Genomic DNA, 349 nt, shown 5'->3' with positions numbered 1-349 from the left:
TTGCTATATATTGGTTAGGGGGCCTCAATAGGCCCCCTTTACACATCTGCTATGAGAACATCTATGGCTCGCCCATAGAAAAGTCGAGGAAGAAACAAAATGTCTGGAATTACCGCTGCATTGGTAAAAGAACTGCGTGAACGTACTGGCGCAGGCATGATGGAATGTAAAAAAAGCGCTGGTTGAAGCTAACGGTGATATCGAATTAGCTATCGACAACATGCGTAAATCAGGTCAAGCAAAAGCGGCTAAAAAAGCAGGTCGCGTTGCTGCTGAAGGTATCATCCTTGCAGAAGTTGCTGCTGATGGTAAATTCGGTGCGCTGGTTGAACTGAACTGTGAAACAGAC

Annotated in this window: 1 pseudogene; it reads left to right on the top strand. The window is 45.6% G+C overall.

Going from position 1 to position 349, the window contains the following annotated elements:
• Positions 1-99 precede the first annotated feature (99 nt).
• Positions 100-349: pseudogene (gene tsf / locus BHE89_RS22735) on the top strand (translation elongation factor Ts); the annotation flags it as partial.

This window comes from Shigella sp. FC1967 (genome assembly GCF_001743005.1).
GTDB lineage: Bacteria > Pseudomonadota > Gammaproteobacteria > Enterobacterales > Enterobacteriaceae > Proteus.
The sequence above is the reverse complement of the archived record's forward strand: the minus strand, read 5'-3'. Positions and strand labels throughout refer to the sequence as shown.